Genomic DNA, 24,778 nt, shown 5'->3' with positions numbered 1-24,778 from the left:
ATTGAATTTACTTATACGGCAACGATTGCGTGCCGCAAAAATTCTGTAAATTGGGTAAAGTAGCCGTTCACTCTTACATAAGGAAGCGCTATGTCCCGGATAGATGCGGTGTTCTTCGACTGCGATGGCACGCTGGTTGATAGTGAAGTTATTTGCTCCAAAGCCTACGTGCACATGTTTGCGCAATACGGCATCGAGCTTGCGCTTGAGGAAGTGTTCAGGACTTTCAAGGGCATCAAGCTCTACGAGATCATCGATACCATCAATGCCCGGTACGGCGTGAATCTGGCAAAAGAGGGGCTGGAACCCGTTTATCGCGCAGAGGTTGCACGGCTGTTCGACAGCGAGCTGGTAGAGATCGATGGTGCCTCAGCGCTGATTGCGCAAGTTAACGTGCCGATGTGTATCGTTTCCAACGGCCCGGTCAGCAAAATGCAGCATTCGCTCGGCAAAACAGGAATGCTTCACCATTTCGAGGACAAACTTTTCAGCGGCTACGATATTCAGCTGTGGAAGCCCGATCCGGCGCTGATGTTCCACGCCGCCGACGCCATGCGCGTTGAGGCAAAAAACTGTGTGCTGGTGGATGATTCGATGGCGGGAGCGCAGTCAGGGATCGCCGCAGGAATGGAAGTTTTCTATTTTTGCGCCGACCCGCACAACCCGCCAATTGAGCACACGAAAGTGACCACCTTTACCGACTTAGCGCAGCTGCCGGAGCTATGGCGTGCGCGCGGCTGGAATATTACTCTCTAATTTCCCCGTGTTACTTTGAGTTTCAGGCTTCCCTGAATGAGTAATTATTGATATGTTATAACATAACAATAATTACTCATTATGACTCATCCTATGGAACGGCAATTCACCCGGTCAAACGTCTTACTGTCCGTACGCAATTTATCTGTACCAGGCGGCACGACGTCACTTATCAGAAATATTTCTTTTGATTTATCGGCGGGCGAGTGCATCGCCGTTATCGGGCCTAACGGCTGTGGAAAGTCGACATTTATCAATGCCCTGATTGGAACCATTGCCAGAGGGCATATCTCCCTTGCTGGCCGCCCGTTAACCTCTTACAGCAGAAAAGAGCGGGCAAAGCACATTGCCCTGCTGGCGCAACACGACGAACCCGACCCGCGGCTACGCGTGGAAGAGTACGTCGCTCTTGGGCGCATTCCTCACTATGCATGCAGCACCCCAGCCCACAATACTTATCTGGTACATAAAGCGCTGGATGAAACGGGGATCGCCGCACTGCGCAACCAGCGCCTGGGTAATCTGTCCGGCGGCGAACGCCAGAAAGCAGCGCTGGCAAGAGCCTTTGCGCAACCCCCCAGCCTGCTGTTGCTCGATGAGCCAACCAACCATCTCGATCCGCTTGCCCGGACAAAAATACTCAGCCTCGTGCGCCAGAAAGGCATCGCGACGCTTGCGGTATTACACGATCTCCCCCTGGTAGAACCCTTTGCTAACCGGGTGATGGTGATGCAGGACGGAGCCATGGTGATTTGTGATAAGCCTCATAAGGCGTTGAGTAAACGCATTATGCATCAGGTTTTCGGTATGAATAGCTTCACCGTCCATCACCCCAAAACGGGTTTACCCATTCGCCTTTTTGAGGCGCCGCTGTGCGCCTGATTGCTCACTCAAGGATAGCTATGAACAAATATCTTTTCATGGGGATATTCTCCCTTGCCGTTAGCGGCACTCTTCACGCTTCAGAATTTCCGGTCACCGTTGAGAGCTGTGGTCACCCCATCATATTTGATGCCCCGCCACAACGCGCCGTAATCCAGGATTTAAACATGTCTGAAATGGCTTTTGCGCTCAATCTGCAACCCAATATTGTTGGGGTGACGGGCATTAGCGGCTGGTATAAATCCACTCCGGCCTTTAAACAGCAGCAGGGAAATATCCCTGAGCTGGCCCCCAAATATCCCTCGCTTGAAACGCTGCTCGCGGTAAAGCCCGACTTCTTTTTCGCCGGCTGGAATTACGGTATGCGGCCTGGAGGGGAAGTCACACCACAAACGCTGGCACCTTTCGGGGTAAAAACGCTGGAACTGAGCGAAAGTTGCATTCATGTCGACAAGAATCGCCCCCGTGCCAGCATGGATCTGCTCTATAGCGACATGCTGACGCTGGGTAAGATATTTGGTAAGGCTGAACTGGCCCAGCAAATAATCGAGCGCTGGAAGGCGAAAATCGCCGCGCTGCACGGCAAAATCGCCAACCAGCCGGTCCAGAAAGTCTTTTTATATGATTCAGGGGAAGATAAGCCGCTGACCAGCGGCGAATACGCGATGCCAACCGCGATCGTTGAGGCCGCCGGGGGCAAGAACGTGATGGACACCATGAAAACCAGCTGGGCCACCACCTCCTGGGAAACTGTCGCCTCAACCCAGCCCGATCTAATCATTTTGATGGATTATCAAAATGGCGGCAGCACGGCCACGAAACAAGCGTTCCTCGAAGCACACCCGCTGATGAAGCTCACACCCGCAGTCCGACAGCAGCGTTACCTCAAATTACGCTATGAGGAGCTGACGCCGGGACCTGCCAATATTGAAGCCATTAACAAGTTGGTGTACGCGCTTTATCCGGACGCGTTTAAATGACATCAAGATTCATTTTTTCAGCGCTGGCTGCGCTGTTATTGCTGGCCTGTCTGATGCTGATGGGGGTGGCAATCGGCACGGTTAACATCCCGCTGCATCAGGCGATCGCGGTTCTGAGCGGCAATCCTGCGGATGTACCCGAAATGGTGCAAAGAATTGTGCTGGATCTTCGCCTGCCGCGCAGCCTGCTTGCCGCCCTGACGGGAGCCGGGCTGGCAATGGTTGGCGCCCTGCTGCAAACCGCCACGCGCAATGAGCTGGCCGATCCTTTCCTGTTTGGCCTCTCTTCCGGCGCGTCGGCCGGAGCGGTCACCGTTATCACGCGCTTTGGCGACAAGCTGGGAGACTGGTCACTGCCCGTGGCCGCTTTCATGGGCGGTATTCTCTCGGCAATCTCAGTCATCATGCTGTTTATTCTGCAAAAAACTAAAGGTGCGGAGCGGCTGGTGATTTGCGGCCTGGCCATCTCATTTTTATTTGGTGCGATCACCCACTATATGGTTTTTTCCGGCGATCAGCGCGCGGCCAACGCAATTTTATTCTGGTCGCTCGGGGGATTAGGCATGGCTCGCTGGGGGACTATCGGTTTTGCGCTACTGTCCGTGGCGCTACTGGTGATGTTGTTAATCTGGCGCTGGCGGGATATGGATGCCCTACTTGCGGGTGAACAGGTCGCACATTCGTTGGGTATTGCGGTAGCTCGCCTGCGGCTGGAGATTTTTATCGTCTGCGCGCTCGCCACCTCATTGCTGGTGGCGCTGACCGGGGTCATTGGCTTCGTTGGCTTGATGGTACCCCATCTTGTCCGGCCATTATGCAACGCATCGCACCGCATGGTGATTCCGCTAACCGGGCTGGCAGGCGCGGTGCTGATGACGTCAGGAGATTTACTCAGCCGGACACTTATCGCTCCCCAGGAATTGCCCATTGGGATTATCACCGCCGGGCTGGGAGGATTGTTCGTGCTGGGGCTGGTATTAAAACAGAGCCGCAGACAATGAATTACTCTTTCGGATCTTTGCCCGCCAGCAGTTTATCCAGTTCGTCGCCGCCGACATGACGGAAGTCCTGCCCTTTCACGAAGTAGAAGATAAACTCGCAGATGTTCTGGCAACGGTCGCCGATACGTTCGATAGAACGCGCGCAGAACAGTGCAGTCAGCACGCTTGGAATGGTGCGCGAGTCTTCCATCATATAAGTCATCAGCTGGCGCACGATGCCTTCGTATTCCTGGTCAACTTTCTTATCTTCACGATAGATACGCACCGCTTCGTCGAGATCCATACGCGCAAACGCATCCAGCACGTCATGCAGCATCTGCACGGTGTGGCGACCTAAAGATTCGAGGCTTACCAGCAGCGGCTGGTGCTGCTGAGGAAATTTCTCCAGCGCCGTGCGGCAGATTTTATCCGCCACATCACCAATACGTTCCAGCTCAGAAATGGTTTTGATGATCGCCATCACCAGGCGCAGGTCGCTGGCGGTTGGCTGGCGTTTAGCGATGATGCGCACGCAGGCTTCATCGATCGCCACTTCCATCATATTAACTTTCTGGTCGCCTTCGATAACGCGCTTTGCCAGCTCGCCATCCTGATTGTGCATGGCGGTGATCGCATCAGAAAGCTGTTGCTCCACCAGCCCACCCATGGTCATGACCTGAGTGCGGATATATTCCAGCTCGGCGTTAAACTGGCCGGAAATGTGTTTGTTGAGATTGAGGCTATCCATTGTATTCTCCCGGATCAGCCGTAACGGCCAGTAATATAGTCTTCGGTTTGCTTTTTAGCTGGTGTGGTAAACAGCGTGTCGGTTTCGCTAAATTCAATCAGCTCACCGAGGTACATAAACGCGGTGTGATCTGAACAACGCGCCGCCTGCTGCATGTTGTGGGTCACAATCACCACGGTGTAATCTTGTTTCAGCTCGGTGATAAGCTCTTCAATGCGACCGGTAGAGATAGGGTCCAGCGCTGAACAGGGTTCATCAAGCAACAGCACTTCCGGGCGAATCGCAATACCGCGAGCGATACACAGACGCTGCTGCTGACCACCAGAAAGGCTGTAGCCGCTCTGGTGTAATTTATCTTTGGTTTCATTCCACAGCGCGGCTTTAGTCAAAGCCCACTGTACACGCTCGTCCATGTCGCTGCGTGAAAGCTTTTCAAACAGACGCACGCCGAAGGCGATGTTGTCGTAAATCGACATCGGGAAAGGCGTTGGCTTCTGGAACACCATACCGACTTTGGCGCGCAGCAGGGCGATATCCTGGCTTTGAGTGAGGATATTTTCCCCATCCAGCAAAATCTCCCCTTCTGCACGCTGCTCCGGGTAGAGCGAGTACATTTTGTTGAATGTACGCAGCAGGGTGGATTTACCACAGCCTGATGGACCGATGAACGCGGTAACCTGGTTTTTTGCGATATCCAGATTGATGTTTTTCAGGGCATGGAACTTACCGTAATAGAAGTTCAAATCACGAACCTGAATTTTGTCTGGGGTAGTATCAACCATACTCATCTGTTTCTTAATCTCCGTCCGACGCCGCTTCTGCCGCGCCGCAAAATTTAACCGTGTTTACTCTTTGCAAAAACCACGCGCGCCAGAATATTCAGCAGCAGCACACAAAGGGTAATAATCAGAACGCCAGCCCAGGCTAACTGTTGCCATTCGGCAAACGGGCTCATCGCAAATTTGAAAATCGTGACCGGCAGGTTAGCCAGCGGCTGCATCATGTCCGTGCTCCAGAACTGGTTGGAGAGCGACGTGAACAGCAGAGGGGCCGTTTCACCCGCGATACGTGCAATCGCCAGTAATACCCCGGTAATAATTCCGGAAACGGAGGCTTTCAGCGTAATCGCAGAAATCATTTTCCACTTTGGCGTGCCCAGCGCGTAAGCCGCTTCGCGCAGGCTGTCCGGCACCAGTTTCAACATGTTTTCAGTGGTACGAATCACAATCGGCACCTGCAACAGCGCCAGCGCAATCACCCCGGCCCAGCCGGAGAAGTGCTGCATCTTCGCCACCACAATGGTGTAGACGAACAGGCCAACCACAATCGAAGGGGCGGAAAGCAGGATATCGTTAATAAAACGAATCACTTCCGCCAGGGCGGATTTGCGCCCGTATTCCGCGAGGTAAATACCCGCCATGATACCCAGCGGCGTTCCGAATACCGTCGCCCACAGGATCAACAGGCCGCTGCCCGCAAGGGCGTTTGCCAGACCACCGCCTGCGGTATTTGGCGGCGGGGTCATTTCGGTAAACAGGGCGATCGACATACCGTCAATACCGCGAGTGATCGTCGCAAACAGGATCCACACCAGCCAGAACAGGCCAAACGCCATGGTTCCCATGGAAAGTGTCAGAGCGATGCGGTTTTTAAACCGACGACGAGCCTGCATTTTGCGGCGTGATTCAGCTAACGCCGCGCGGCTTTGCATTTCCATTGTCGTCATGAACGCGCTCCTTCATTCTTCGCCAGACGCATAACCATGAATTTAGAGATAGCCAGTACGATAAAGGTGATAACAAACAGGATTAAGCCAAGCTCCATCAGCGCTGCGGTGTGCAGGCCCGATTCCGCTTCAGCAAATTCGTTCGCCAGCGCAGAGGTAATACTGTTCCCCGGCATATACAGCGAGGCGCTGTCGAGCTGGTAGGTGTTGCCGATAATAAAGGTCACCGCCATGGTTTCACCCAGCGCGCGGCCCAGACCTAACATCACGCCACCAATCACACCGTTTTTAGTAAAGGGTAAAACGATGCGCCAGATAACTTCCCAGGTGGTGCAACCGATGCCGTATGCCGACTCTTTCATCATCACTGGGGTTTGTTCGAATACATCGCGCATAACCGCCGCAATGTAAGGAATGATCATGATTGCCAGGATCACGCCTGCGGCAAGAATACCGATACCGAATGCCGGGCCGGAGAACAGCTCACCCACAATCGGCACCGAAGAAAGCACGTTGCCGACCGGCTCCTGGAAATATTTCGCAAACAGCGGAGCAAAGATAAACAGGCCCCACATACCGTAGACAATACTTGGAATAGCCGCCAGTAGCTCAATGGCGATACCCAGCGGGCGGCGCAGCCAGTTTGGCGCCAGCTCCGTCAGGAACAACGCGATACCAAAACTGACCGGTACGGCGATGAGCAACGCAATAAACGAGGTGACCAGCGTGCCGTAAATCGGCACCAGCGCACCATAAATATCGTTAGGCGCATCCCACTCTTTATTCCACAGGAACGAGAATCCAAATTTCTCGATACTTGGCCAGGAGGAGATGACCAGGGAGATAATGATGCCGCCCAATAGAAATAGCACAATCAACGCAGCCAGTTTGACCAGCGCGCTGAAAATGACATCACCTTGTTTGCCAGGGGCTTTGAACACCGGCTTACTCACTGCCATAGCTTACTCTTTGTTGTTTTGGGGGGATTACCCGGCGTAAGTGACACTCTACGCCGGTTTTTTTCACTTAGTACAGCGCCTTACCGGAGCTGTCTTTGACGTTAGTTTTCCATGCCGCGCGAATTTGCTCAACCACAGAATCTGGCAGGGAAGCGTAATCCAGGTCATTCGCCTGTTTAGCGCCATCTTTATATGCCCAGTCGAAGAACTTCAGCACTTCAGCGCCTTGCTCGGGTTTCTTCTGCTCTTTATGCACCAGGATGAAGGTGGTGGAGGTAATTGGCCACACATCATCACCTTTCTGGTTAGTCAGGTCCTGAGCGAAGGTCTTGCTCCAGTCAGCGCCTTTAGCGGCGTTGCTGAAGCTCTCTTCCGTCGGGCTTACCGGCTTACCGTCAGCTGATACCAGCTTGGTATAAGCGAGGCTGTTTTGCTTCGCGTATGCGTATTCTACATAACCAATTGAGCCCGGCAGACGCTGAACGAAGGCGGCGATACCGTCATTGCCCTTGCCGCCAAGACCCGTCGGCCAGTTTACCGTCGAGCCGGCACCTATTTTAGATTTCCACTCTTCATTAACTTTCGCCAGGTAGCTGGTGAACACGAAAGAAGTACCGGAACCGTCAGCGCGACGCACCACGGCGATGTTCTGCTGCGGCAGTTTCATACCCGGGTTGAGTTTAGCGATAGCTTCGTCATCCCATTTTTTGATTTTACCCAGGTAGATGTCACCCAGGGTTTTACCGTCGAGCACCAGCTCACCGGATTTCACGCCCGGCAGATTAACCGCCAGAACCACACCGCCGATGACCGTCGGGAACTGGAACAGGCCTTCCTGCTGCAGTTTTTCATCAGACAGCGGAGCATCAGAGGCACCGAAATCCACAGTATTAGCAATGATTTGTTTAACGCCACCGGAGGAGCCGATACCCTGGTAATTCACTTTGTTACCAGTTGATTTCTGATAAGTATCTGCCCATTTGGCATACACTGGCGCAGGGAAGGTTGCACCGGCACCGGTCAGGCTTGCAGCGGCATTGACGCCAAAAGCGCTCAGGGATAAGGTCGCGGCGACAACAGTTGCGACAGTGGTACGCATAACTTTCATAATGTCTCCTGCAGAGGTGAACGTAAATCGTTGTTTAGTGAATGCAGGATAGAAAATAGGACAGTTTGGTGACAGTTAAATGTAAGAATTATGACAGTTTTATGACAGCTTATTTTACCGCCGGTTGCCCGCTGTCATACTCAGAACGCGGAGTGTTCAATCCGCTTCAGTAACTCGCACTGTTCATCGCGGCTCAAATGGCGCGATTCCCCTAACGGCAGCCCTTGCAGGTGGATATTCATGATGCGGATACGCTGAAGTCGGGTAACCTCATAGCCAAAATATTTACACATCCGGCGGATCTGGCGGTTCAAGCCCTGAACCAGGGTAATGCGAAACACCAGCGATGATTCTTTTATTACTTTGCAATGTTTAGTGACGGTGCCTAACATTGGCACCCCCGAGCTCAAACCAACAATAAGCTCGTCAGTTATCGGCTGATTGACGGTGACCACATACTCTTTTTCGTGATGGTTACCGGCACGCAGAATTTTATTCGCTACATCACCGTGATTGGTCAGTAAAATTAGCCCCTGCGAATCTTTATCCAGGCGCCCGATTGGGGAGACGCGTTTGTCGCTATGAATGAGACAGCTGATGTTATCGCGCACACTCTTTTGCATGGTGGTGGTGATGCCCACCGGCTTATTCAAAACCATCAGTACGAGATCGTTGTCATCACGCGGCTCGATAAGCTGGCCATTCACTTTCACCACGTCACCGGCAAAAACCTGAGCGCCAAAACCGGCCTGCCTGTCATTAATAAAAACGCTCCCCTGTTCAACGTAACCATCGGCCTCGCGGCGCGAACAAATCCCGCTATCGCTAATGTATTTATTAATTCGAATCGATGAATCAGCGACCATTTTGCGCTGCGTATCATTGCTATTTTGCATAATTACCAGTCATTCACTACTTAAAGAAATGTGACACGCATCACATAAACTATCCTTTAGAGGTAGATTACGCGATAAAATTTGAGTTGAATCACAAATAAGAGTGAAACAACAATCCATCATCAACACATAGTGTGATCTAAATAACAAAAACAAGTCCAGGATGGGCCAAACCAGAATCCTCGACGTCTTCTGAAACGCCGCTGATTTTTATCTCCTCTGAATTATTTATTTGCCTGCTGCCTTGCAGCAGTCAGGTCACTTATTGCTTGAAAAACGGGGATTCATTATGCGCAAAACAGGCCACAAGCGCTGGTTTATGCTGTCACTGGTGACGTTAGGCACCATCCTTTGCTATTTAACCCGCAATACTATTTCTGCCGCAGCGCCAACATTACAGAACGATTTGCACATTACCACCCAGCAATATTCTTACATTATTGCGACATTCTCGGCCTGCTACACCATTGCACAGCCAGTTGCCGGCTATCTGCTTGATACATTGGGTACAAAAGTGGGTTACACCATTTTTGGCCTGATGTGGGGCGTGTTCTGCATTGGTGCATCATTTGCGACCGGCTGGAAAGGTCTGGCAATGTTCCGTGGCCTTGGTGGCTTCGCCGAAAGCGCGATGATTCCTGCGGGTCTTAAATCTGTGACCGAATGGTTCCCTGATACCGAACGCTCGGTTGCTGTGGGCTATTTCAACGTTGGTTCGTCAATTGGTGCAGTTATCGCCCCCCCTCTGGTCGCATGGGCAATTTACATTCAGAACTGGAGACTGGCGTTTATTCTCGTCGGTGTGATGAGCGTGCTGTGGGCAACCGGCTGGTATTTCACTTATAACCGTCCGTCAAAAACCCCATCATTGTCGAAAGAAGAATATCTGTATATCACCGGTGGCCAGCCAGAAAAGCCGAAGGTTGAAAAGGTACGCATTGGCCACTTGCTGAAACAACGCAAGTTTTGGGGGATCGCCCTGCCGCGTTTTCTGGCGGAACCTGCGTGGGGTACGTTTAACGCGTGGATCCCACTATTTATGGTGCATACCTATGGTTTTAACCTCAAAGATATCGCCATGTTTGCCTGGATACCGATGCTGTTCGCTGATTTTGGCTGCATTATTGGCGGTTATCTACCGGGGATGTTCCAGAAAATTTTCGGCGTGAATATTGTTGTTTCCCGCAAGTTGGTGGTCACACTGGGTGCCGCGCTGATGATCCTGCCAGGCATGGTTGGTTTATTCGGCAGCCCAATGGTGGCGATTGCGCTGTTATGCGTTGGCGGTTTCGCTCACCAATCACTGTCCGGCGCGTTGATTACGCTGTCTTCTGATATGTTCGACTCCAACGAAGTTGCGACCGCTAACGGATTTACCGGCATGGCTGCATGGACTGCCAGCACCATGTTTGCACTGGTTGTGGGTGCGCTGGCCGACACCGTTGGTTTCAGCCCGCTTTTCGCGGTGCTTTCGGTATTTGATGTTATCGGGGCGATTGTTTTGTGGGTGTTGCTGAAATCACCGGAAGAACCAAAACTGGTGACGCAGGAAGAAAATTGATTTAGCGGTAATAAAAAGCCCGGTTGCGCTATGCTCAACCGGGCTTTTTTATTTTGTATTCCCGATCAGAGCAACTTACTCAACCGTAACTGATTTTGCCAGATTACGCGGCTGGTCAACATCGGTGCCTTTAATCAATGCGACATGGTAAGACAGCAGCTGCAAAGGCACGGTATAGAAGATGGGAGCGATCGCTTCTTCAACATGCGGCATCTCAATAATGTGCATATTGTCGCAGCTTTCAAACCCGGCGTCTTTATCAGCGAAGACATACAGGTGGCCGCCACGCGCGCGAACCTCTTCGATATTCGATTTCAGTTTTTCCAGCAGTTCGTTGTTAGGTGCCACAACGATAACCGGCATATCCGCATCAATCAGCGCCAGCGGGCCGTGTTTCAGCTCACCTGCCGCATAGGCTTCAGCGTGGATATAGGAAATCTCTTTCAGCTTCAGCGCGCCTTCCATTGCGATGGGGTACTGATCGCCACGGCCTAAGAACAACGCGTGATGCTTGTCGGAGAAATCTTCAGCAAGCGCTTCAATGCGTTTATCCTGAGAAAGCATCTGCTCGATACGGCTTGGCAGCGCCTGCAAACCATGAACGATATCTTGTTCAATGGCCGCATCAGCACCTTTCAGGCGGCTCAGTTTCGCCACCAGCATCAGCAGAACGGTCAGCTGTGTGGTGAAGGCTTTGGTGGAAGCCACGCCGATTTCAGTGCCCGCGTTGGTCATCAGCGCCAGGTCAGACTCGCGCACCAGTGAAGAGCCAGCAACGTTACAAATCGCCAGCGAACCTAAATAGCCCAGATTTTTAGATAAACGCAGTGCAGCCAGGGTATCTGCCGTTTCACCGGATTGAGAAAGGGTGATCATCAGGCTGTTGCGGCGCACCGCAGATTTGCGGTAGCGGAATTCAGAAGCGATTTCGACATCGCAAGGCACCCCTGCCAGCGCTTCAAACCAGTAACGCGACACCATCCCTGAGTTGTAGGAGGTCCCGCACGCCACAATCTGAATGTGCTCAACCTGAGACAGCATTTCGTTGGCCTGTGGGCCAAGCTCAGAAAGATCAATTGCGCCGTGGCTGATGCGCCCGGCCAGGGTGTTTTTGATAGCGTTCGGCTGCTCGTAGATCTCTTTCTGCATGTAGTGGCGATAAATACCTTTGTCGCCAGCATCGTATTGCAGGTTTGATTCGATATCAGGGCGTTTTACCTGCTCGCCTTTGGTATCAAATACGGTCACGGAGCGACGAGTCACCTCGGCAATATCGCCCTCTTCCAGGAAGATAAAGCGGCGGGTGACCGGCAGCAGAGCCAGCTGGTCAGAGGCGATAAAGTTTTCGCCCATGCCGAGGCCAATAACCATCGGGCTGCCTGAACGCGCGGCCAGCAGAACCTCTGGGTTACGGGTATCGAGAATAACGGTACCGTAAGCGCCACGCAGTTGAGGAATAGTCCGCAGCACCGCTTCACGCAGCGTGCCGCCCTGCTCCAGCTCCCAGTGAACCAGGTGAGCAATAACTTCGGTATCGGTCTGGGAAACGAAAGTGTAGCCACGCGCCTGCAACGCTTCGCGCAGCGGTTCATAGTTTTCGATAATGCCGTTGTGAACCACCACAATATGTTCGGAAACATGCGGGTGAGCGTTAACTTCTGAAGGTTCACCGTGAGTCGCCCAGCGGGTGTGGGCGATGCCCGTGCCGCCATGCAGCGCCGTTTCAGCTGCCGCTGCGGCCAGTTTATTGACTTTGCCCAGGCGGCGCAGACGGGTCATATGGCCTTTTTCATCGACCACAGCCAGGCCCGCAGAGTCATAGCCACGGTATTCAAGACGACGTAATCCTTCAAGAAGGATTTCAGCGATATCACGTTGCGCGACCGCGCCAACAATTCCACACATAAATTTAAATTCCTGATAATGGCGTTTACGCCAGTGTTGTCGCTGACCTGATTTTCCCGTTTACCGGGGCCCCGAGCCTTGTAGATAGTGGGGTTATAGTTTTGGTACTGCCGCGGGGCGGGCCATTTTCGAGAACAACCTTCACCCCAACCCCTCTCCCAAAAGAGAGGGGAAAAATGCTTACTTTTTCTTAACCGGGCGCTGCCAGCCCTGAATATGCCGCTGCTTTATGCGGCCGATAACCAGCTCGCCTTCGCCAACATTGCGGGTGACCGTTGTTCCCGCACCAATGGTTGCGCCACGCGCCACGGTAACCGGAGCAACCAGCTGGCTGTCGGAGCCGACAAATACGTCATCACCGATGATAGTTTTGAATTTGTTTGCGCCGTCATAGTTGCAGGTAATGGTACCGGCGCCGATATTGACGTTATCGCCAATCTCGGCATCGCCCAGGTAGCTCAGGTGTCCGGCTTTCGAGCCTTTACCCAGCCGGGCCTTTTTCATTTCGACGAAGTTACCCACGTGCGCGCCTTCTGCCAGTTCAGCGCCAGGGCGCAGACGGGCAAATGGCCCAATGGTGCAGGCGGCTGCAAGCGTTGCATCTTCAACCACGGTATACGGGCTGATTTCGCAGTCATCGCCAATGACGCTATTTTTAATCACGCAGCCAGTGCCGATTTTGACGCGATGACCCAGGGTCACCGAACCTTCAATAATGACATTAGTATCAATTTCTACATCACGCCCGTGCGTTAATTCACCGCGCAGGTCGAAACGAGCCGGATCGCGCAGCATTACCCCTGCCAGCAGCAGCTTATCAGCCTGCTCGCTTTGATAGACGCGCTCAAGACGTGACAGTTGCAGACGGTTATTCACGCCTTCCACTTCGCTTAAACGGTCCGGGTGAACGGCGGTGATTTCACGGCCTTCATGGTGCGCCAGCGCGATAATGTCGGTGATATAGAATTCACCCTGCGCATTGTTGTTATCTAGTTTGGCCAACCAGCGTTTCAGATCCGCGCCATTCGCCACCAGAATACCGGTGTTGATTTCATCAATCTTGCGCTGCTCTTGCGTCGCGTCTTTATGCTCAACGATACCGACAACGTTGCCGTTCTCACGCGCAATACGCCCATAGCCGGTTGGATCGTCTAGTTTTACCGTCAGCAACCCAATGCCGCCCTGCGGTTTGGCATCACGCAGGCGTTGCAGAGACTCAACGGAAATCAGCGGCACGTCGCCGTAGAGCATCAGAATGTCTTCATCATCGGCAAAGAAGGGGGCCGCCTGCTGCATCGCATGCCCGGTGCCCAACTGTTCAGCCTGTAGCACCCAGTTAAGGGAGCCATCGCTGAGGGTGTTCCTGAGCAAGTCACCGCCGTGACCATAAACCAGGTGCACACGCTGCGCGCCTAGCTTATTTGCCGCATCAATAACATGCTGAACCATCGGTTTCCCGGCAAGGGTATGTAATACCTTAGGGAGATCGGAATACATGCGGGTGCCTTTGCCTGCGGCTAGGATAACCACGCTCATCGCACTGTTTGACATACGCGTCCTGACTGTAAATGGTGAGAGAAGTAAAACGATTTCGCATTGAAAATTCTACATATTTTGCAACCCAAAACGTGCAGCCTAAAAAAACAGCGGTGACGGTTATTTTTGGGTGCCGATACGCTCAATTGTAGGTGGATAAGATTGGAAAAAGTACCAGTGAAAGAATAAAAGCCATAGTTCTCCGGGAATTAACACTTCTTTTCATCAGCAAACCAAGCTACTTCACATAGTTAGCAGTAAGTGTTTTAAAAATCACCCTTTGTGACAAACATAAAAGAAACAATGTTTCATTTTTATAGATAATGGTGCCAACATTAATAAGGAGAATAAAATGGCGTCAAAAATACCTCTGGCTCTTACGCTTTGTGGCGCAGCATTAGCATTGCCTGCGACAGCACAGCAGCAACCCGTCTGGCATGCGATTGCGTTTGGGCAATCCACCGACGTTAACTTCTCATCCAACGTGTTACCTGAAAAAGTCGGCGTGAATAACGTAACCATCGCTGGTAAAAAGCTGACCACCGCTGATGCCGCCGATCTCTCCCAACCAGTCACCATTGAGAGCCGCGGCGGTAAAATTGCCAACTCCCATGATGGGTTAACGTTCTTTTATACCGCGCTGCCCGCCAGCGAGAATTTTGTCTTACAGGCAACGGTCACCGTCGACCAGTTTGGCCCTGAAAATGGCGCCAAACCCGCCGCTCAGGAAGGTGCCGGGATACTGGTCAGGGATGTGTTAGGGCATCCGCGCCAGGAGCCGCTGAAAGAAGGGTACGAAGAGTTCCCGGCGGCATCCAATATGGTGATGAACGCCATTATGACGCAGGATAGAAAAGACGCCTCACGCGTTAAAATGCAGGCTATCGCGCGTGATGGTATTACCCAGCCATGGGGAAATACCGGTTCAACTATCTCACGCAAAAGCTATCAGGAAGCCATTGAGCTCGGCAAAATGCCGACTTTCCGCATGAAGCTCGAACGCACCAATGACGGTTTTATCACCTCGTGGGCGCCAGCCGGAAGCGACGCCTGGGTTACTGAACAGGTAAAACGCGCCGATATCATCACCGCTCAGGACAAAAAGCAGTATTACGTGGGCTTCTTTGCCTCACGCAATGCCAAAATCACCGTCAGCGATGCATCGTTAAAAACCAGTGCCGCAAATACCGTCGCCTCAGCGCCTTTTGTTCCAAAAGCCTGGCCGGTTGTGATGCAAATCACCTCTCCTCAGAAAAGTGCCTCCAGCGAATATGTCGTTCAGGCGCGGGCCAACTACGACGGTAACTTCACGGTACGCCAGGACGAAGTGGTGATTGGTCAGGAAAAAGTGGCGAAAGCAGGGGAAATGTTCTCTTTACCAACCACCCTGAAAGATCGCACCCGTTTTACGGTCACCTTTACTCCTACCAGCGGGAAAGACAAAACGCCGGTCAGCCATGACTTCGCCGTTGAGCAGGTCAAAAACGTGAATGGCACAGCGCTGTATGTTGCCCCAAATGGCGTATCAGGCAATAAAGGCTCCAGAGAGGCACCGTTAGATTTGGCCAGCGCCGTCTCTCTGGTGGCCCCGGGTGGCAAAATTATCCTCGGCAGCGGTGAGTACCCACTGACCACCATTCCCACGGCTGACAGCGGATTACAAGGCAAGCTGAAAACGCTTGAGGCAGATGGCAAAGTGGTGATTCGTGGCTTACATCTCGACGGTAACTACTGGCATATTAAAGGCATCGAAGTGACCGATAAGAGCCTGCGCGTGCAGGGCAGCAATAACCTTATTGAGAACGTTATCGCCTACAAGAATGACGACACCGGTATTCAGATCTCTTCTCCTGCCGATGTTGGCCGTCCACTGTGGGCAAGCCACAATCGGGTAATTAACTCAGAATCTTTCAGCAATGAAGATCCGGGTAAAATTAATGCCGACGGCTTTGCGGTGAAAATGCGTGTTGGTGAGGGTAACCGTCTGGAAGGTTGCTACGCGCACGACAATATCGATGATGGCTACGACCTGTTCAACAAGATTGAAGACGGCGCGAATGGCGTTGTGGTGATCGAGAATTCAATTGCCCGCAACAACACCAGCAACGGTTTCAAACTGGGTGGCGAAGGGCAGCCGGTGGCGCACGAAATCCACAACAGCATTGCGATTGGTAACCATCTTGATGGCTTTACCGATAACTTTAATCCGGGCGCGCTGGTGGTGGCAAACAACGTATCCGTCGATAACCAACGCTTTAACTATATCTTCCGTCCCAGCCCATATGGTAGTGCTGAAACTCAGGGCAAGTTCACCGATAACATTTCACTGCGCAGCCAGCCTGGGAAGTACGATGACGCAATCTCCGGGCGCGTAGATAACAGTAACTATTTCATTCGCGATGGCAAAACTGAAAACAGCGAAGGTAAGCAGCTGAGCGTTAAGGATTATCAATCTTTAACCCTGCCGGAGCCTTTGCAACGTAATGCCGACGGTTCGTTTAAGACCGGTGAGTTTCTGAGCAAACAGTAACAACAGCGTTCCGATGAAAAAAATGCCAGTCAGGGAAACCTGACTGGCATTTATCTTTTCAAGCAGGTAGTTACATCGCTTTTCTGGTCAATTCGATAACGCGAAGTTTCGCGATCGCCTTAGCCAGTTCAGCAGAAGCCTGAGCGTAGTCCACATCACCGTGGGAGCTATGGATGCGCTCTTCCGCTTTACGCTTCGCTTCCAGGGCCCGAGCTTCGTCGAGATCCTGGCCGCGAATTGCGGTATCGGCCAGCACGGTTACCGTGCCAGGCTGCACTTCCATAACACCACCAGACAGGTAGATATACTCTTCATGCCCGTGCTGTTTAACGATGCGGATCATACCAGGCTTAATGGCGGTGAGCAGCGGGGCGTGGCCAGGATAAATACCCAGCTCACCTTCGCTACCCGTTACCTGGATCTTCTCAACCAGACCGGAGAACATTTGGCTCTCCGCGCTGACGACGTCCAGGTGATAAGTCATTGCCATGTCACCCTCCGATTAAGGCGTTAAAGTTTTTTAGCTTTCTCAACGGCTTCGTCGATAGTACCAACCATGTAGAACGCCTGCTCTGGCAGATGGTCATATTCGCCGTCCATGATGCCTTTAAAGCCACGGATAGTATCTTTCAGCGATACGAACTTGCCCGGAGAACCGGTAAAGACTTCTGCTACGAAGAATGGCTGAGACAGGAAGCGCTGGATCTTACGCGCACGAGCCACAACCAGCTTATCTTCTTCAGAAAGTTCATCCATACCAAGAATGGCGATGATGTCTTTCAGTTCCTGGTAACGTTGCAGAATAGACTGCACGCCACGCGCGGTGTCGTAGTGTTCCTGTCCAACAACCAGTGGATCTAACTGACGGCTGGTGGAATCCAGTGGATCTACCGCAGGGTAGATACCCAGAGACGCGATGTTACGGCTCAGTACCACGGTTGCATCCAGGTGCGCAAAGGTGGTGGCTGGAGATGGGTCAGTCAAGTCATCCGCTGGTACGTATACCGCTTGAACAGAAGTGATTGAGCCAGTTTTGGTGGAGGTAATACGCTCCTGCAAAACACCCATCTCTTCTGCCAGAGTTGGCTGGTAACCTACCGCAGATGGCATACGACCCAGCAGTGCAGATACTTCTGTACCGGCCAGGGTATAACGGTAAATGTTATCAACAAACAGCAGAACGTCACGACCTTCGTCACGGAACTTCTCCGCCATGGTCAGACCGGTCAACGCAACGCGCAGACGGTTACCTGGTGGCTCGTTCATCTGGCCATAGACCAGTGATACTTTGTCCAGAACGTTGGAATCGGTCATTTCGTGGTAGAAGTCGTTACCCTCACGAGTACGCTCACCCACACCTGCAAACACAGAGTAACCTGAGTGCTCGATCGCGATGTTACGGATCAGCTCCATCATGTTTACAGTTTTACCCACACCCGCACCACCGAACAGACCCACTTTACCGCCCTTAGCGAACGGGCAAATCAGGTCCATGACTTTAATGCCGGTTTCCAGCAGGTCTTGAGAGCTGGACAGCTCTTCGTAGCTTGGAGCAGAACGGTGAATAGCCCAACGCTCTTCTTCGCCGATATCGCCTTTCATGTCGATAGGCTCGCCCAGGACGTTCATGATACGGCCCAGAGTCGCTTTACCTACTGGCACTTCAATTGGGTGATCGAGGTTAGAAACTTCCAGACCACGACGCAAACCATCAGAAGTACCCATGGCGATAGTACGCACTACGCCACCACCTAACTGCTGCTGAACTTCCAGCACCAGACGGTCTTTACCATTTGTAACCTCAAGAGCGTCGTACACTTTTGGTACGGCATCCTGAGGGAACTCGACGTCCACCACGGCGCCGATTACCTGGATAATCTTTCCAGTAGCCATCTCGAATCCTCTAAATACGTAAACCTGGTTATACCGCGGAAGCGCCACCGACGATTTCGGTGAGTTCCTGAGTAATGCTGGCCTGACGAGCTTTGTTGTAAACCAACTGCAGCTCTTTAATCAGGCTGCCGCCATTGTCGGTAGCGGCTTTCATCGCCACCATACGTGCGGCCTGCTCGCTGGCCAGGTTTTCTACGACGCCCTGATAAACCTGAGATTCCACATAACGGCGCAGCAAGGTGTCCAGCAGCGCTTTTGGATCAGGTTCATACAGATAATCCCAGGATTTCTTCTTCAACTCGCCGTCTTCTGCTGGCGGTAACGGCAGCAGTTGGGTAAGCCCAGGAACCTGAGACATTGTGTTAATAAATTTGTTGCTGACAACATACAGCTTGTCCAGACGGCCTTCATCGTAGGCCTGCAACATCACTTTCACCGGGCCAATCAACTCGGACAGGGAAGGGTTATCACCCATACCGGTCACCTGAGCAACAATATTGCCGCCTACAGAGTTGAAGAAAGAGACGCCTTTAGAGCCGATCATTGCGATTTCGCTTTGAACGCCTTTATCGGACCACTCTTTCATGTCAGCCAGCAGCTTTTTGAACAGGTTAGTGTTCAAGCCACCACACAGACCACGGTCAGTGGACACCACCAGGTAGCCCACGCGTTTGACTTCGCGTTCATCCAGGTAAGGGTGTTTGTATTCAAGATTACCCAAAGCCAGGTGGCCAATCACTTTACGCATTGTTTCTGCGTAAGGACGGCTGGCAGCCATGCGTTCCTGCGTTTTACGCATTTTGGACGCGGCGACCATTTCCATTGCTTTGGTGATCTTCTGCGTGTTCTGGACGCTTGCGATCTTACTACGTATCTCTTTTGCGCCGGCCATGAGCTTCTCCTCAATGCCTTGCGGCTTGCCCTAAGACAAGCCGCCAGACTTTACCAGGACTGAGTTGCTTTGAAGGAATCGAGGATGCCTTTCAGCTTGCCTTCGATTTCGTCGTTATAGCCACCAGATTGGTTGATTTCTTGCATCAGTGGAGCATGGTCACGGTCAACGTAAGCCAGCAGAGCGGCTTCGAAGCTACCGATTTTCGCCAGTTCCACATCTTCGAGGTAACCACGTTCAGCAGCGAACAGAACCAGAGACTGCTGCGCAACAGACATCGGCGCATACTGTTTCTGTTTCAGGAGCTCGGTCACTTTCTGACCATGGCTCAACTGCTTACGGGTCGCATCGTCAAGGTCTGATGCAAACTGAGAGAACGCAGCCAGTTCACGATACTGTGCCAGAGCGGTACGGATACCACCGGACAGTTTTTTCATGATCTTGGTCTGAGCAGCACCACCAACACGGGATACCGAGATACCCGGGTTAACCGCAGGACGAATACCGGCGTTAAACAGCGTTGATTCCAGGAAGATCTGACCATCGGTAATAGAAATTACGTTGGTCGGAACGAACGCGGAAACGTCACCCGCTTGCGTTTCGATAATCGGAAGCGCAGTCAGGGAACCTGTTTTGCCTGTTACTTCACCCTTAGTGAATGCTTCAACGTATTCAGCGTTAACACGCGCAGCACGTTCCAGCAAACGGGAGTGGAGATAGAATACGTCGCCTGGGTAAGCTTCACGACCTGGTGGACGGCGAAGCAGCAGGGAAATCTGACGATAAGCAACAGCCTGTTTAGACAGGTCATCATAAATGATCAGCGCATCTTCACCGCGGTCACGGAAGTATTCACCCATCGCGCAGCCGGAGTACGGAGCCAGGTATTGCAGCGCAGCTGATTCAGATGCTGTTGCAACAACAACGATGGTGTTAGCCAGTGCGCCGTGCTCTTCCAGTTTACGCACCACGTTAGAAATAGTGGATGCTTTCTGGCCGATAGCAACGTAGATACATTTGATGCCGGAATCACGCTGGTTGATGATGGCATCGATTGCCAGCGCAGTTTTACCTGTCTGACGGTCACCGATGATAAGTTCACGCTGACCACGACCGATTGGGATCATGGCATCGACGGACTTATAACCAGTCTGTACAGGCTGGTCTACGGATTGACGTTCGATAACGCCAGGTGCGATCGCTTCAACGGCAGCAAAACCGTCATGCTCAAGCGGACCTTTACCATCGATAGGTGCACCCAGGGTGTTCACCACACGACCCAGCAGGCCACGGCCTACCGGTACTTCAAGAATACGGCCAGTACACTTAACTTTCATGCCTTCGGCAAGATCAGCGTACGGACCCATTACTACTGCACCCACAGAGTCGCGCTCGAGGTTCAGTGCAATGGCGTAACGGTTTCCCGGCAGGGAAATCATCTCACCCTGCATCACATCGGCCAGGCCGTGTACGCGGATGATACCGTCACTTACAGAAACGATTGTACCTTCGTTGTGAGCCTCGCTCACAACACTGAACTGAGCAATGCGCTGCTTGATCAGTTCGCTGATTTCGGTGGAATTCAGTTGCATGCTCCAGTCCCCTTAAGACTGCAAGACGTCTGTCAGGCGATCAAGACGGCCGCGTACGCTGCCATCAATAACCATATCACCTGCGCGGATGATGACACCCGCCATTACAGACTTGTCAATTTTGCAATTCAGCTTAACTTTGCGTGACAGACGTTTTTCCATCGCGGCGCTGATTTTCGTAAGCTGTTCTTCGTTTAATGCGCTAGCGGAAGTCACTTCGACTTCAACCGTAGCCTCCTGGGCCGCGCGCAGTTGAACGAATTGCTCAAAAACATCAGGAAGAACTTTCAGACGCCCGTTTTCAGCCATCACCTTAATCAGGTTCTGGCCATTGGCGTCTAGCTGGTCACCACAGATGGAGATAAACGACGCAGAGAGAGTATCCGGAGCTAATGCGCCGGAAAGAAGCTCTGCTATTTGTTCGTTTTTAGACACCTCAGCGGCGAAACCCAGCATATGCTGCCAGTTATCAACGCTTTGGTGCTCGACGGCAAAGTCAAAAGCTGCTTTGGCGTAGGGGCGAGCTACAGTTACAAATTCAGACATCAGCCCCTCCCTCCTTACAGTTCAGCGACCAGTTTATCAACGATGTCGCTGTTAGCAGCTTCATCCACGGAACGTTCAATGATCTTCTCGGCACCGGCGATAGCCAGCAGAGCCACTTGCTTACGCAGTTCTTCACGAGCGCGTTTACGCTCTGCGTCGATTTCTGCCTGAGCCTGTGCAACGATTTTGTCACGTTCCTGCTCTGCCTCGGTTTTCGCTTCTTCAAGGATCTGAGCGCGGCGTTTGTTCGCCTGCTCAATAATCACCTGAGCTTCACCTTTGGCTTTTTTCAGCTGGTCGGTCGCGTTGGCCTGTGCAAGGTCAAGGTCCTTTTTGGCACGTTCTGCAGAAGAGAGGCCATCAGCAATTTCTTGTTGACGCTTCTCGATGGCAGCCATAATTGGCGGCCATACGTACTTCATGCAGAACAGAACAAACAGGACAAACGCGATGGCCTGGCCGAGGATTGTTGCGTTAAGATTCACAGCACAATGCCTCTTTGTTAGTTAACGTTCTGATATTGCTTCGTTTATTAAGCAATGCTTACTACGCGACGGCGAACATCACGTACAGACCCAGACCAACAGCGATCATCGGGATAGCATCCACCAGACCCATAACGATAAAGAACTGTGTACGCAGCAAAGGAATCAGATCGGGTTGACGCGCTGCGCCTTCCAGGAATTTTCCCCCGAGGATGCCGATACCGATCGCAGCACCGATTGCCGCCAGACCCATCATCACAGCGGCAGCCATGTACAGCAGATCCATATTCAGGTTTTCCATGACAGTCTCCAGTTTGTTTCAGTTAAAACGCAGTAGTGGTAAGTAAAATCAATGCTCTTCAGATGCCATCGACAGATAGACAATCGTCAGAACCATGAAAATGAAGGCTTGCAGCGTAATGATCAGGATGTGGAAAATGGCCCAGGGCACACTCAGAATCCACTGTGACCACCACGGCAACAGACCAGCAATCAGAATGAAAATCAATTCACCGGCATACATGTTGCCGAACAGTCGCAGACCAAGTGAAATAGGCTTGGACAGCAGGCTTACCCCTTCAAGGATTAAGTTGAACGGTATAAATGCCCAGTGATTGAACGGCTGCAGCGTCAGCTCTTTCGTGAAGCCGCCAATGCCTTTCATTTTGATGCTGTAGAAAAGAATCAGGATAAACACGCCAAGCGCCATAGACAGGGTGATATTCACGTCCGCAGACGGCACCACGCGCAGGGCTGGCAGGCCAAAGATGTGCTCGCCGATAAACGGCAGGAAATCGATTGGCAGCAGGTCCATCAGGTTCATCAGGAAGACCCAGACAAAGACGGTCAGCGCCAGCGGCGCAATCACCTTGCTTTTGCCATGGTACATGTCTTTGACGCTGCCATTTACGAAACCGATGACCAGCTCAACTGCCGTCTGGAATTTCCCTGGTACGCCGCTGGTAGCGTTTTTCGCCACCTTACGGAACAGAACCAGGAACAAGAGACCCAGAACCACTGAGAAAAACATGGAGTCAATATTGAGCGTCCAGAAGGTGGCCGGGGGGTTATGCGGATCCACCAGCGAGAAAGTACGCAGGTCCAGCTGAAGGTTATTCAGATGGTGGCCTATATACTCCTGCGGTGTAGAGATTTCTCCTGCAGACATGATGCCTCTTACCCTTTGTTGTTAATTACAGCTGGTGCGAGTATCTGCACAACCAGCACCGAAACCCACGTCACAATAAGCGGCAACAATACCGCCTTAAAGCCAGCTAACGCCACCACCAGGATGGTAAAGCTCGCAAGCACCTTTAACACTTCACCAATGGCGAAAGTCCAGGCCAGTCGGCCTTTTGACGGTGTATGCAGCTGGTGACGCCAGGCAAAATTCATAAATACCGCATTTGGCAGCCAGGCTGCCAGGCCTCCACCAAAAGCAGAAGCGCCCCACGCGGGGTCTTTGAGGCAAAACAGCAATCCGATTGCTATCACTGCCAGTAGCTGAAGAAAAAGAAGCTTACGAGCAACGTTTCTACTCAATAGCGACACAGACATAGCGTATCCTGGCTCCTGCTCCCTTTGGGGTATGTCGCGCTGGTATAAAACTGCCTTTACGTCTTTGAGTCAAGTCTCAAAAAGCGAGCAAATTATACGGTGCGGCCCCGTGATTTCAAACAATAAGTAGCAAAAAGGTGAACAAATGTTTAAATATTTCCTTGGGCAGTTATTTTTCAACTTTTCCTGAATCGGCGCTATTTTCATTGAAAGTGTAAAAAACCGAAATAATCGCGCAATAAACCGTGAAACAGATCACAAATCAAACATTGCGTAGCCAGGATACATCTATCCGTATAATTAAGCGCAAAACACAGATAACTGATAAATAAGCTGATTAATGTCTACGCTATTTAAAATAGCCAGAAACATTAACAAAACATCCCATTGACATTTTTTATTAAAATTTTAACAACTATCGGCACTGGATAGCTAACCAATATTTAGCAAGCTTATATTTTCAATGTTTACTATTGTCACACTTAATAAAGCCGGCAGGTTAACAACATTAACCCTATAAGTTACAATCAAGTGAAATGTAACCAGAGGTTGCAGGCCTTTTCCCCGCTATTTTTAACCTTAACGAAACAATCCTTTTTTGCATTTTTTTGATAAAAATTAATTTTTGTTTGCCTTAATCATCACCAGATGGCGTTCACCATCAAGCTCTGGCACCTGTAAACGAATAACTTCTTCAACCGTGAAGCTTGCGGGTAAGGCTGCAATTTCATCATCCGGGCGCAATCCCTTGAGCGCATAGAAGCGACCATTCTCAGCAGGCAGATGTTTACACCAGCTCACCATGTCAGTCATTGAGGCAAAAGCACGGCTGATAACCCCATCAAAAGGTGGCTCGGCCGGGAACTCTTCTACACGGCTTTGTACTGGCGTGATGTTATCAAGGTGAAGCTCATGCTGAACCTGGCGCAGGAAACGTACACGCTTACCGAGGCTGTCCAGCAGCGTAAAATGCGCGTCTGGACGCACGATCGCCAGTGGGATTCCTGGTAAACCGGGACCAGTTCCGACATCGATAAAACGTGAGCCCTGCAAGTACGGCTCTACAACGATACTGTCCAGAATATGGCGCACCAGCATTTCATCAGGAAGACGAACTGAGGTCAGGTTGTAGGCTTTGTTCCACTTGTGGAGCAGTTCAACATAGCCTATCAGCTGTTGTTTCTGGTTTTCTGGCAGCGTAATACCTGCGCTATCCAGCAGGCGATTCAGTTTGTTAAGCACGGTT

General features: G+C 51.7%; 23 protein-coding genes and 1 pseudogene. 6 read left to right on the top strand and 18 right to left on the bottom strand.

Annotation, left to right across the window (positions count from 1 at the left end; genetic code table 11):
* Nucleotides 1-90: 90 nt before the first annotated feature.
* The 4 genes from yieH to EHN07_RS16085 all read left to right on the top strand — a co-directional run bounded on the left by yieH (nt 91) and on the right by EHN07_RS16085 (nt 3,619).
* Complete coding sequence (gene yieH, locus EHN07_RS16100) at nt 91-756, top strand: 6-phosphogluconate phosphatase (protein WP_124025066.1); 666 nt, start codon at nt 91-93, stop codon at nt 754-756.
* A gap of 93 nt (nt 757-849) precedes the next feature.
* Nucleotides 850-1,638, top strand: a complete 789-nt coding sequence (locus EHN07_RS16095) for an ABC transporter ATP-binding protein (protein WP_244202422.1) — start codon at nt 850-852, stop codon at nt 1,636-1,638.
* Between the two features lie 20 nt (nt 1,639-1,658).
* Nucleotides 1,659-2,618: an ABC transporter substrate-binding protein gene (locus EHN07_RS16090; RefSeq protein ID WP_244202421.1), complete on the top strand. Its 960-nt coding sequence runs from the start codon at nt 1,659-1,661 to the stop codon at nt 2,616-2,618.
* A complete protein-coding gene (locus tag EHN07_RS16085) occupies nt 2,615-3,619 on the top strand; it encodes a FecCD family ABC transporter permease (protein WP_124025064.1) in 1,005 nt (334 codons plus the stop codon). Before EHN07_RS16090 ends, EHN07_RS16085 begins: the two co-directional genes overlap by 4 nt.
* Before the next feature lies 1 nt (nt 3,620).
* Here the strand turns inward: EHN07_RS16085 and phoU are convergent, their stop codons facing one another.
* The 6 genes and pseudogenes from phoU to rluF all read right to left on the bottom strand — a co-directional run.
* Nucleotides 3,621-4,346: a phosphate signaling complex protein PhoU gene (gene phoU / locus EHN07_RS16080; protein WP_124025063.1), complete on the bottom strand. Its 726-nt coding sequence runs from the start codon at nt 4,344-4,346 to the stop codon at nt 3,621-3,623.
* 14 nt (nt 4,347-4,360) lie between these two features.
* Nucleotides 4,361-5,134 carry a phosphate ABC transporter ATP-binding protein PstB gene (gene pstB / locus EHN07_RS16075; RefSeq protein ID WP_034460764.1) on the bottom strand — a complete coding sequence of 258 codons (774 nt, stop codon included), beginning with the start codon at nt 5,132-5,134 and terminating at the stop codon, nt 4,361-4,363.
* A 47-nt stretch (nt 5,135-5,181) separates the two neighbouring features.
* Nucleotides 5,182-6,072, bottom strand: coding sequence for a phosphate ABC transporter permease PstA (gene pstA, locus EHN07_RS16070; protein WP_124025062.1), 891 nt, complete (start codon nt 6,070-6,072; stop codon nt 5,182-5,184).
* The gene (gene pstC / locus EHN07_RS16065; protein ID WP_124025061.1) at nt 6,069-7,031 is read right to left on the bottom strand and encodes a phosphate ABC transporter permease PstC; all 963 of its coding nucleotides are present in this window, start codon (nt 7,029-7,031) and stop codon (nt 6,069-6,071) included. Before pstC ends, pstA begins: the two co-directional genes overlap by 4 nt.
* Before the next feature lie 67 nt (nt 7,032-7,098).
* Nucleotides 7,099-8,139, bottom strand: coding sequence for a phosphate ABC transporter substrate-binding protein PstS (pstS, locus tag EHN07_RS16060; RefSeq protein WP_124025060.1), 1,041 nt, complete (start codon nt 8,137-8,139; stop codon nt 7,099-7,101).
* A gap of 146 nt (nt 8,140-8,285) precedes the next feature.
* Nucleotides 8,286-9,005 (bottom strand): annotated as a pseudogene (gene rluF / locus EHN07_RS16055) (23S rRNA pseudouridine(2604) synthase RluF); the annotation flags it as partial.
* Between the two features lie 319 nt (nt 9,006-9,324).
* On the opposite strand from rluF, the gene EHN07_RS16050 reads away from it, so the two are divergent.
* Nucleotides 9,325-10,596 (top strand): MFS transporter, encoded by a 1,272-nt coding sequence (locus EHN07_RS16050; RefSeq protein WP_124025059.1) that lies wholly within the window; start codon nt 9,325-9,327, stop codon nt 10,594-10,596.
* Nucleotides 10,597-10,671: 75 nt separating this feature from the next.
* Here the strand turns inward: EHN07_RS16050 and glmS are convergent, their stop codons facing one another.
* Nucleotides 10,672-12,501 carry a glutamine--fructose-6-phosphate transaminase (isomerizing) gene (glmS, locus tag EHN07_RS16045; protein WP_124025058.1) on the bottom strand — a complete coding sequence of 610 codons (1,830 nt, stop codon included), beginning with the start codon at nt 12,499-12,501 and terminating at the stop codon, nt 10,672-10,674.
* Nucleotides 12,502-12,681: 180 nt separating this feature from the next.
* Nucleotides 12,682-14,052, bottom strand: a complete 1,371-nt coding sequence (gene glmU, locus EHN07_RS16040; RefSeq protein ID WP_124025057.1) for a bifunctional UDP-N-acetylglucosamine diphosphorylase/glucosamine-1-phosphate N-acetyltransferase GlmU — start codon at nt 14,050-14,052, stop codon at nt 12,682-12,684.
* Between the two features lie 337 nt (nt 14,053-14,389).
* On the opposite strand from glmU, the gene EHN07_RS16035 reads away from it, so the two are divergent.
* Complete coding sequence (locus EHN07_RS16035) at nt 14,390-16,567, top strand: right-handed parallel beta-helix repeat-containing protein (protein ID WP_124025056.1); 2,178 nt, start codon at nt 14,390-14,392, stop codon at nt 16,565-16,567.
* A gap of 70 nt (nt 16,568-16,637) precedes the next feature.
* Here EHN07_RS16035 and EHN07_RS16030 read toward each other — a convergent pair whose 3' ends face one another.
* The 10 genes from EHN07_RS16030 to rsmG form a co-directional block, all read right to left on the bottom strand.
* On the bottom strand, nt 16,638-17,057 hold the full coding sequence (locus tag EHN07_RS16030; RefSeq protein WP_124025055.1) for a F0F1 ATP synthase subunit epsilon: 420 nt from the start codon (nt 17,055-17,057) through the stop codon (nt 16,638-16,640).
* A 20-nt stretch (nt 17,058-17,077) separates the two neighbouring features.
* Complete coding sequence (gene atpD / locus EHN07_RS16025) at nt 17,078-18,460, bottom strand: F0F1 ATP synthase subunit beta (protein ID WP_064514874.1); 1,383 nt, start codon at nt 18,458-18,460, stop codon at nt 17,078-17,080.
* 28 nt (nt 18,461-18,488) lie between these two features.
* Complete coding sequence (atpG, locus tag EHN07_RS16020; RefSeq protein WP_124025054.1) at nt 18,489-19,352, bottom strand: F0F1 ATP synthase subunit gamma; 864 nt, start codon at nt 19,350-19,352, stop codon at nt 18,489-18,491.
* Between the two features lie 50 nt (nt 19,353-19,402).
* Nucleotides 19,403-20,944 carry a F0F1 ATP synthase subunit alpha gene (gene atpA, locus EHN07_RS16015; protein ID WP_124025053.1) on the bottom strand — a complete coding sequence of 514 codons (1,542 nt, stop codon included), beginning with the start codon at nt 20,942-20,944 and terminating at the stop codon, nt 19,403-19,405.
* 12 nt (nt 20,945-20,956) lie between these two features.
* Entirely contained in the window at nt 20,957-21,490 is a 534-nt protein-coding gene (atpH, locus tag EHN07_RS16010; RefSeq protein ID WP_124025052.1) for a F0F1 ATP synthase subunit delta, read from the bottom strand.
* A gap of 14 nt (nt 21,491-21,504) precedes the next feature.
* Nucleotides 21,505-21,975, bottom strand: coding sequence for a F0F1 ATP synthase subunit B (atpF, locus tag EHN07_RS16005; protein ID WP_034460698.1), 471 nt, complete (start codon nt 21,973-21,975; stop codon nt 21,505-21,507).
* A 61-nt stretch (nt 21,976-22,036) separates the two neighbouring features.
* Entirely contained in the window at nt 22,037-22,276 is a 240-nt protein-coding gene (atpE, locus tag EHN07_RS16000) for a F0F1 ATP synthase subunit C (RefSeq protein WP_000429386.1), read from the bottom strand.
* A gap of 48 nt (nt 22,277-22,324) precedes the next feature.
* Nucleotides 22,325-23,143 (bottom strand): F0F1 ATP synthase subunit A, encoded by an 819-nt coding sequence (gene atpB, locus EHN07_RS15995; protein ID WP_124025051.1) that lies wholly within the window; start codon nt 23,141-23,143, stop codon nt 22,325-22,327.
* A gap of 8 nt (nt 23,144-23,151) precedes the next feature.
* On the bottom strand, nt 23,152-23,532 hold the full coding sequence (gene atpI, locus EHN07_RS15990; RefSeq protein WP_124025050.1) for a F0F1 ATP synthase subunit I: 381 nt from the start codon (nt 23,530-23,532) through the stop codon (nt 23,152-23,154).
* A 618-nt stretch (nt 23,533-24,150) separates the two neighbouring features.
* Complete coding sequence (gene rsmG, locus EHN07_RS15985; protein WP_124025049.1) at nt 24,151-24,774, bottom strand: 16S rRNA (guanine(527)-N(7))-methyltransferase RsmG; 624 nt, start codon at nt 24,772-24,774, stop codon at nt 24,151-24,153.
* Nucleotides 24,775-24,778: the final 4 nt, after the last annotated feature.

The organism is Buttiauxella warmboldiae, from assembly GCF_003818135.1.
In the GTDB taxonomy this organism is placed as follows: domain Bacteria; phylum Pseudomonadota; class Gammaproteobacteria; order Enterobacterales; family Enterobacteriaceae; genus Buttiauxella; species Buttiauxella warmboldiae.
Note: the sequence above shows the minus strand (reverse complement) of the source record. Positions and strands in the feature narration are given on the sequence as shown.

Coding starts and splice junctions, on each gene's coding strand:
- EHN07_RS16030 (WP_124025055.1), bottom strand. CDS start 17,057: ATGGCAATGACTTATCACCTGGACGTCGTCAGCGCGGAGAGCCAAATG.
- yieH (WP_124025066.1), top strand. CDS start 91: ATGTCCCGGATAGATGCGGTGTTCTTCGACTGCGATGGCACGCTGGTT.
- atpB (WP_124025051.1), bottom strand. CDS start 23,143: ATGTCTGCAGGAGAAATCTCTACACCGCAGGAGTATATAGGCCACCAT.
- glmS (WP_124025058.1), bottom strand. CDS start 12,501: ATGTGTGGAATTGTTGGCGCGGTCGCGCAACGTGATATCGCTGAAATC.
- atpD (WP_064514874.1), bottom strand. CDS start 18,460: ATGGCTACTGGAAAGATTATCCAGGTAATCGGCGCCGTGGTGGACGTC.
- atpH (WP_124025052.1), bottom strand. CDS start 21,490: ATGTCTGAATTTGTAACTGTAGCTCGCCCCTACGCCAAAGCAGCTTTT.
- glmU (WP_124025057.1), bottom strand. CDS start 14,052: ATGTCAAACAGTGCGATGAGCGTGGTTATCCTAGCCGCAGGCAAAGGC.
- pstA (WP_124025062.1), bottom strand. CDS start 6,072: ATGACGACAATGGAAATGCAAAGCCGCGCGGCGTTAGCTGAATCACGC.
- phoU (WP_124025063.1), bottom strand. CDS start 4,346: ATGGATAGCCTCAATCTCAACAAACACATTTCCGGCCAGTTTAACGCC.
- pstS (WP_124025060.1), bottom strand. CDS start 8,139: ATGAAAGTTATGCGTACCACTGTCGCAACTGTTGTCGCCGCGACCTTA.
- atpA (WP_124025053.1), bottom strand. CDS start 20,944: ATGCAACTGAATTCCACCGAAATCAGCGAACTGATCAAGCAGCGCATT.
- EHN07_RS16035 (WP_124025056.1), top strand. CDS start 14,390: ATGGCGTCAAAAATACCTCTGGCTCTTACGCTTTGTGGCGCAGCATTA.
- pstB (WP_034460764.1), bottom strand. CDS start 5,134: ATGAGTATGGTTGATACTACCCCAGACAAAATTCAGGTTCGTGATTTG.
- atpG (WP_124025054.1), bottom strand. CDS start 19,352: ATGGCCGGCGCAAAAGAGATACGTAGTAAGATCGCAAGCGTCCAGAAC.
- atpE (WP_000429386.1), bottom strand. CDS start 22,276: ATGGAAAACCTGAATATGGATCTGCTGTACATGGCTGCCGCTGTGATG.
- atpI (WP_124025050.1), bottom strand. CDS start 23,532: ATGTCTGTGTCGCTATTGAGTAGAAACGTTGCTCGTAAGCTTCTTTTT.
- EHN07_RS16095 (WP_244202422.1), top strand. CDS start 850: ATGGAACGGCAATTCACCCGGTCAAACGTCTTACTGTCCGTACGCAAT.
- EHN07_RS16090 (WP_244202421.1), top strand. CDS start 1,659: ATGAACAAATATCTTTTCATGGGGATATTCTCCCTTGCCGTTAGCGGC.
- EHN07_RS16085 (WP_124025064.1), top strand. CDS start 2,615: ATGACATCAAGATTCATTTTTTCAGCGCTGGCTGCGCTGTTATTGCTG.
- EHN07_RS16050 (WP_124025059.1), top strand. CDS start 9,325: ATGCGCAAAACAGGCCACAAGCGCTGGTTTATGCTGTCACTGGTGACG.
- pstC (WP_124025061.1), bottom strand. CDS start 7,031: ATGGCAGTGAGTAAGCCGGTGTTCAAAGCCCCTGGCAAACAAGGTGAT.